Raw genomic sequence first — 5,964 nt, 5'->3', positions numbered from 1 at the left:
ACCGTTGTGCCTGTGTGCATCACACACCTCCTACCTACGCTCGCCGACGCTAGAGGGAGCCACCGACATCCGTTCGCACCACCCGCGATCGAACGGACGTTCTATTGAACCTCGGTGGTGCCGCGGTGTCAACGGGCCGATAACCCTTCTCGACCCTCCACTCACTCGTGTCAGGGTGGGGTAATGCCGTTCCAGAACCCGCAGCTCACCGCCCCGAGCCTGCTGACCACCGAGACCTTCACGCTCCGGCCGATCACCACCGACGACGCCGCGATCGACCACGCCGCCGTGATGGAGACCAAGGACGACCTGCGCGTGTGGGAGCAGACCGGCTGGCCCGAGGAGGGCTTCACGGTCGAGTCCAACCGCGAGGACCTGGTGGGCATGCAGCAACGGCACGAAACAGGCGCGGCGTTCAGCTACACCGTGCTCGATCCCACGGGCACCACCTGCCTCGGGTGCGTGTACGTGATGCCGCACGACGCCACCTTTCTCGCGAAGTCCGACGTGACCCCGGTCGGCACCGACCGTTGGGAGGACGTCGACGCCGCCACCTACTTCTGGGTCAGGACGTCGGCTCTCGCAGCCGGCACCGACCGAACCCTGCTCGACGCACTCCGCACCTGGTTCGATCACGAGTGGGACCTGGGCCCGCGCGTCTTCGTCACCCACGAGGACTTCGCCCAGCAGGTCGCCCTGCTGGAGCGCACGGACCTGACCGTGCGGTTCCACATCGTCGAGCCCGGCAAACCCGGCCGCTACCTCGCCTACGGGTGAGCCGACCACCCGACGAGACCCACCGCCGTCGTGCCCTACCGTTGGCGAGCATGCGACTCGGAACCCTCGACTGGACCCCCGCGCTCCACTCCCCTGACCTCCTGGCCGCACCCGTCCTCGCGACGCTGCGCACCGCCGTCGAGCAGGGTGGCGAGCACGAGCGAGCCGCGCGAGCGGTGCTGGTCACCGCGATCGACCCCGAGATGGCCGACACCGCCGCGATGACCGAGACCTACGGGCTCACGCTCGAGATCTCCGGCAACTGCGTGCTCGTGGCCGGCAGCCGCTCCGGCGAGGAGCGGGTCGCGGCATGCGTGGTGCGCGCCACCACCCGCGCCGATGTCAACACGACCGTGCGCAAGCGCCTCGATGTGCGCAAGGCCTCGTTCCTCCCGATGGAGACCGCGGTCGCCGACTCCGGCATGGCCTATGGCGGCATCACCCCGCTCGGGCTGCCCGAGCGGTACCGCGTGATGGTCGACGCCTCGCTCGCGACCGACGAGCACGTGATCATCGGCTCCGGCATCCGCGGCTCCAAGCTCGTGCTGCCCGGCGCTGCCCTCACGCTGCTCAGCGGCGCTGAGGTCGTCGAAGGGCTCGCGCGCTGATCCTCAGACCCGCTCGACCGGCTGCCGCAGGATCGTCTTCAACTTCTCGGGAGCGGTGCGGCGGGCGTCGTTGAAGTAGATCTCGTGGTGCTTGCCGATCATCCCTAGTCCCTGACTCGGGATGAAGCGCTCGTGCATCTCGGTCAGCACCGGACCTTCATCGTCATAGGAGCCGAGGTGCAGGGTCTGCACGCACAAGCCTTCATGAAGGCTCTCGAGCCTGACCTGATCGAGCGACGGCGGGTCACCCGTCGCAGCGGCCTCACGCGCAGCCTCCACATGCTCAGCGCTCAGCCAGTCGGGGACAAGGATCATCGCGGTCCAGTCCCACTGCGACTTGTCACGCCCACTGGTGAAGGCTGACATATCCTGTGCCCACCAGAGGGCCTCCAGCGGCGGCACCACGTAGTCGCGGTCGAGCTCGCGCTTGCTGAGAAACTTCAGCTTGTAGGCCAGCGGGTACAGCGAGGCGAGAGCATCCGCGTACGCCGTGGAGGTGTTGGGATCGCCGTGGCCATCGATCATCAGGTACTGCAACGGCGGCACCTCGATCTCGACGAACTGCCCGTGTCGCGCCTGGTAGCTCGGGATCTCCTTCTTCAGATCGGCCCTCATCGCGTCATCGCCGCCAGCACCCGCTGCACCGAACTGTCCAGACCCCACCGGTCCACGAGCTCCACCAGGGACTCGGGTGCGCGCGGCAGCGGGTGGTCCTCATCGGAGCCCGGCACACGTAGATCCTCCATCGCCACGCCCAGGTCGAGCGCGCGCCGCACCGCCACCACCTCCGGCGCCACATCGAGGTAGTCGGCTGCCGCGTTGATCTTGCTGCGGACACCGGCCGCCATCGCGATCGAGGCATCGGCCGCCGCCGCCCGGATCCCCGCCAGGTCGCCGTACGAGGCCAGCAGCGACGCCGCCGTCTTGTCCCCCACACCCTTGACGCCGGGCAGCCCGTCGGAAGCATCGCCTCGCATCGTCGCGAAGTCCGCGTACTGGTCACCGTTCACCCCGTACTTCGACTGCACGACGGCGTTGGTCACCTTCTCGTGCTTGCCCACCCCTCGCGCGGTGTACAGCACCCGGATCTGGGCATCGTCGTCGACGAGCTGGAACAGGTCGCGGTCGCCGGTGACGATGTCGACCGGCATCCCGGCATCGGTGGCAAGCGTGCCGATGACATCGTCGGCCTCGGCCTCCGGAGCACCCACCACGGCAAGGCCGAGCGCTTCCAGTACCGCGAGGATCACCGGGATCTGCACCTCCAACGGGTCGGGCACTTCCTCGACGTCGGGCGCCTCGCCGGGCACCACCTGCTCGACCCGGTGCTCCTTGTACGACGGCACCAGATCCACGCGCCACTGCGGACGCCAGTCGTTGTCCCAGCAGCACGCCAGATGGGTGGGCTGATACTCCGAGGCGAGCCGGGCGATGAAGTCCAGCAGCCCCCGCACCGCGTTCACCGGCGTGCCGTCCGGCGCGGTGATCGAGTCCGGCACGCCGAAGAACGCACGGAAGTAGAGGCTGGCGGTATCGAGCAACAACAGCCGTTGCTGACTCTCGGGTTGTGTGGTCACATCGCCACGCTAGCGGTGACTGCCGACAGGCGCGCGTGCTCGCGCGCGGTCACCGCCGATGGACAGTCCTCACAGAAGATGTCACGTTCTGTGTCGGCCACGCATGAGACCAGCAGTCGGGGCAGCACACATACGCTGATCGCCGTGGCGCACGCAGGCCGAGCACCGAGCGCTCAGCCGAGGAACAGAGGGTCACCGGCGACAGCGGAGCGCGTGTCGGACCCGAGGTCTACCGTTCACGCCATGAGCACACAGACCTCGATCACCTTGGGCGCCGTCAACATGGAGGCGGACGACCCAGCCACGCTGGCCCGGTTCTGGGCCGAGGCACTCGGCAGCACCATCGTCAACGACGACCCCGACTATGCCGTCCTGACCGCGCGCGAACCCGATGGGGTGCCGATGATGATCATGCGTCGCTCCGAACCGCGGCCCGAGCGACAGTCGCAGCACATGGACCTCACGGTGCCGTGGGGCACCCGGGAGGCGGAGGTCGCCCGCCTGGTCAATCTCGGTGCCACGCTGAAGTGGGAGATCCTCGATGAGATTCCCTGGGTGCAGTGGTCCACGCTCACCGACCCGGAGGGCAACCTGTTCTGCGTGGCCGAGCATCCGCCGCAGGGATGAGAGTCAGACCCGCGTGGCCCAGAACGCCACGGCTGCGGCTGCGGCCACGTTGAGTGAGTCGACACCTCCGGCCATCGGGATTCTGACCACCTGGTCGGCGGCGTCGATGGCCCCACGTGACAGCCCGTCGCCTTCGGTCCCCAGCACCCAGGCGAGCCGCTCCGGCGGGTCCGAGGCAACGTCGTCGAGCGTGACCGAGTCGTGGCCGAGGGCGAGCGCACACACGCGGAACCCCAGGTCGCGCAACTCCTCGACTCCGCCGGGCCACGGATCGATCCGCGTCCACGGCACCTGGAACACCGTGCCCATGGAGACGCGGACGCTGCGCCGATACAGCGGGTCGGCGCACTTCGGCGTGACCAGCACAGCATCCACGCCGATCGCCGCCGCCGAGCGGAACGCTGCACCGACGTTCGTGTGGTCGACGACGTCCTCCAGGATGGCCACGCGCCGCGCGTTCGCCACGATCTCGGACACCGGAGCGAGCGGCGGTCGGTGCATCGCTGCCAGCGCACCCCGGTGCAGGTGGAACCCGGTCAGTTGCTTGAGAATGTCCTCCTCCGCGACATAGACCGGGACGTCGCCGCCCTCGCCCGCCCCCACGGAATCGAGTACGTCGCGAAGGCCGTCCAGCCACCGCGGCGCCATCAGGAAGGACCGCGGGCGGTGCCCCGCCGCGATCGCGCGGCCGATCACCGTGGACGACTCCGCGATGTACAGACCCTTGCTGGGCTCGTGCTTGGCTCGCAGCACGACGTCGGTCAGCCTGGTGTAGTCGGCGACGCGGTCGTCGTCGGGGTCATCGAGGTGAACGATCGGCACGGATCGTCACCCTACGGCGTCAACGGGTCAACAGCCGCCGCCGGGGCGCCAGCGTGCCGGCCACCACGTCACCAGCGGCGAACTCGATGGCGTTCCGGTAGTGGACCGTGACCTGCTCGTTGACGGCGTCCCAGGTGCGATTCTCGGTCGATGCGCGCGCTGCCTCGCCCATCTGAGCCCGAAGCCCAGGGTCGGTGACGAGCTGCTTCACGTGCCGCTTCATCGCGTGCAGGTCGCCCGGCTTGTAGAGGAAGCCGGTCACCCCGTGCTCCACGAGGTCGATCGGACCGCCGCGGGCGGGTGCCACCGTGGGCACCCCGCTGGCCTTGGCCTCCTGGATGGTCTGCGCGAACGTGTCCATCTCACCGGTGTGCACGAACACGTCGAGGCTCGCGAGCAGCCGTGTCAGGTCCGTACCGCCCAGGTGCCCGGTGAACGTGGCCTTGTTCAGCACCTTCTGGATGTGCTCGCGCCGTGGGCCGTCGCCCGCGACGACCAGCCGCACTCCCTTGAGCGACTGCAGTCCCGCCAGGTCCTCGACCTGCTTCTCGCGCGCCAACCGACCGACGTATCCGACCAGCACCTCGTCCGGCCCTGCCACGGTCATACGCAGCGCCTCGTCCCTGTTGCACGGCGAGAACACCTCCCGGTCTACCCCGTGCGGCCATACCGCCACCCGGTGCACGCCACGGTCGATGAGCTGCTGGCAGGCGTAGGTGCTCGGGGCGAGCGAGAGCGTGGCGCGGCGGTGGATGTCGGTCACCCGCTTCCACAACAGCGGCTCGAGCTGCTTGACCTTGTACCGGCGCGCGTACGTGGGCGCCTCGGTCTGGTAGACGGCCACACTCGGCAACCCCAGCGACTGCGCCGCCCCGATCGCCTGCCACCCCAGCACGAACGGTGCTGCCAGGTGCACAACGTCGGGCGAGAAGTACCTCAGATGCTCTTCCAGCGTGCGGACCAGCGGAGTGGACAGCCGCATCTCTGCGTATCCCGGCAGCGGCACGGCCTTGAAGCGCCGGACCTCGGCACCCGCGTAGGAGTCGACCGCGTCCTTGCCGCGGCCTGGCGTGGGCGCGAGCACGAGCACCTCGTCCCCCCGGTCCGCGAGGTAGTCCAGCAGCCGCATCACGGTGACCGTGACACCGTTGGCCTGCGGGAGGAACGACTCTGCGACGACGGCGATCCGCACGCCGTCACTGTAGCCGGGCGGGCGCCGTCGTGGTCGGAACCGACACAGCAGCAACTGTCGGCCACGTTCGACCGAAAGGCGACAGGGCCCGCCGTCACCAGCGTGACGGCGGGCCCTGCTCTGTCGATCCTCAGCTCTGCTGCGGCGGCTGGTCCTGCTGCCATGGCTGCTGCGGCGGCACCGAAGGCGGCGGCTGGTCGCTCGGCGTCTGCCCGGCCTCGGCGGAACGCGAGAACGGCATACCGGAGGCGTCGCCGGCGCTGCCGGCCTCGGCCTGTGCCTCATCGACCTGGCCGCGGGCCTCACGCAGTGCTTCCGCGGGGTCCTGCAGCGAGGTCTCCGGCAGGTCGATGTCGAGACC

7 protein-coding genes and 1 pseudogene are annotated in these 5,964 nt (G+C 69.0%); 3 read left to right on the top strand and 5 right to left on the bottom strand.

The features are described from left to right. Positions 1-183: 183 nt before the first annotated feature. Together ACOJSN_RS06670 and ACOJSN_RS06665 are read left to right on the top strand one after the other, a co-directional pair. The gene (locus tag ACOJSN_RS06670) at positions 184-777 is read left to right on the top strand and encodes an N-acetyltransferase (protein ID WP_420111726.1); all 594 of its coding nucleotides are present in this window, start codon (positions 184-186) and stop codon (positions 775-777) included. A gap of 50 nt (positions 778-827) precedes the next feature. Beyond that, a complete protein-coding gene (locus ACOJSN_RS06665) occupies positions 828-1,385 on the top strand; it encodes a YbaK/EbsC family protein (protein ID WP_420111725.1) in 558 nt (185 codons plus the stop codon). A gap of 3 nt (positions 1,386-1,388) precedes the next feature. Here ACOJSN_RS06665 and ACOJSN_RS06660 read toward each other — a convergent pair whose 3' ends face one another. After that, complete coding sequence (locus tag ACOJSN_RS06660) at positions 1,389-2,000, bottom strand: GyrI-like domain-containing protein (protein WP_420111724.1); 612 nt, start codon at positions 1,998-2,000, stop codon at positions 1,389-1,391. Beyond that, a complete protein-coding gene (locus tag ACOJSN_RS06655) occupies positions 1,997-2,962 on the bottom strand; it encodes a 5'-3' exonuclease (RefSeq protein WP_420111723.1) in 966 nt (321 codons plus the stop codon). The genes ACOJSN_RS06660 and ACOJSN_RS06655 overlap by 4 nt, the downstream gene beginning before the upstream one ends. Positions 2,963-3,205: 243 nt before the next feature. Between ACOJSN_RS06655 and ACOJSN_RS06650 the strand changes: the two genes are divergently transcribed. Beyond that, positions 3,206-3,589 (top strand): VOC family protein, encoded by a 384-nt coding sequence (locus tag ACOJSN_RS06650; RefSeq protein ID WP_420111722.1) that lies wholly within the window; start codon positions 3,206-3,208, stop codon positions 3,587-3,589. A gap of 3 nt (positions 3,590-3,592) precedes the next feature. Here ACOJSN_RS06650 and ACOJSN_RS06645 read toward each other — a convergent pair whose 3' ends face one another. From ACOJSN_RS06645 to ACOJSN_RS06635, 3 genes and pseudogenes are all read right to left on the bottom strand, one after another. Next, on the bottom strand, positions 3,593-4,411 hold the full coding sequence (locus ACOJSN_RS06645) for a TrmH family RNA methyltransferase (RefSeq protein ID WP_420111721.1): 819 nt from the start codon (positions 4,409-4,411) through the stop codon (positions 3,593-3,595). A gap of 19 nt (positions 4,412-4,430) precedes the next feature. Next, a complete protein-coding gene (locus tag ACOJSN_RS06640; RefSeq protein ID WP_420111720.1) occupies positions 4,431-5,603 on the bottom strand; it encodes a glycosyltransferase family 4 protein in 1,173 nt (390 codons plus the stop codon). Positions 5,604-5,733: 130 nt separating this feature from the next. Next, positions 5,734-5,964: pseudogene (locus ACOJSN_RS06635) on the bottom strand (SPFH/Band 7/PHB domain protein); the annotation flags it as partial.

It is taken from the genome of Pseudactinotalea sp., assembly GCF_048594945.1.
Taxonomy (GTDB): Bacteria; Actinomycetota; Actinomycetes; order Actinomycetales; family Beutenbergiaceae; genus Pseudactinotalea.
Note: the sequence above shows the minus strand (reverse complement) of the source record. Positions and strands in the feature narration are given on the sequence as shown.

Excerpts from the sequence above, each read along its gene's own strand:
- ACOJSN_RS06670 (WP_420111726.1), top strand. The coding sequence starts at position 184 with ATGCCGTTCCAGAACCCGCAGCTCACCGCCCCGAGCCTGCTGACCACC.
- ACOJSN_RS06665 (WP_420111725.1), top strand. The coding sequence starts at position 828 with ATGCGACTCGGAACCCTCGACTGGACCCCCGCGCTCCACTCCCCTGAC.
- ACOJSN_RS06660 (WP_420111724.1), bottom strand. The coding sequence starts at position 2,000 with ATGAGGGCCGATCTGAAGAAGGAGATCCCGAGCTACCAGGCGCGACAC.
- ACOJSN_RS06650 (WP_420111722.1), top strand. The coding sequence starts at position 3,206 with ATGAGCACACAGACCTCGATCACCTTGGGCGCCGTCAACATGGAGGCG.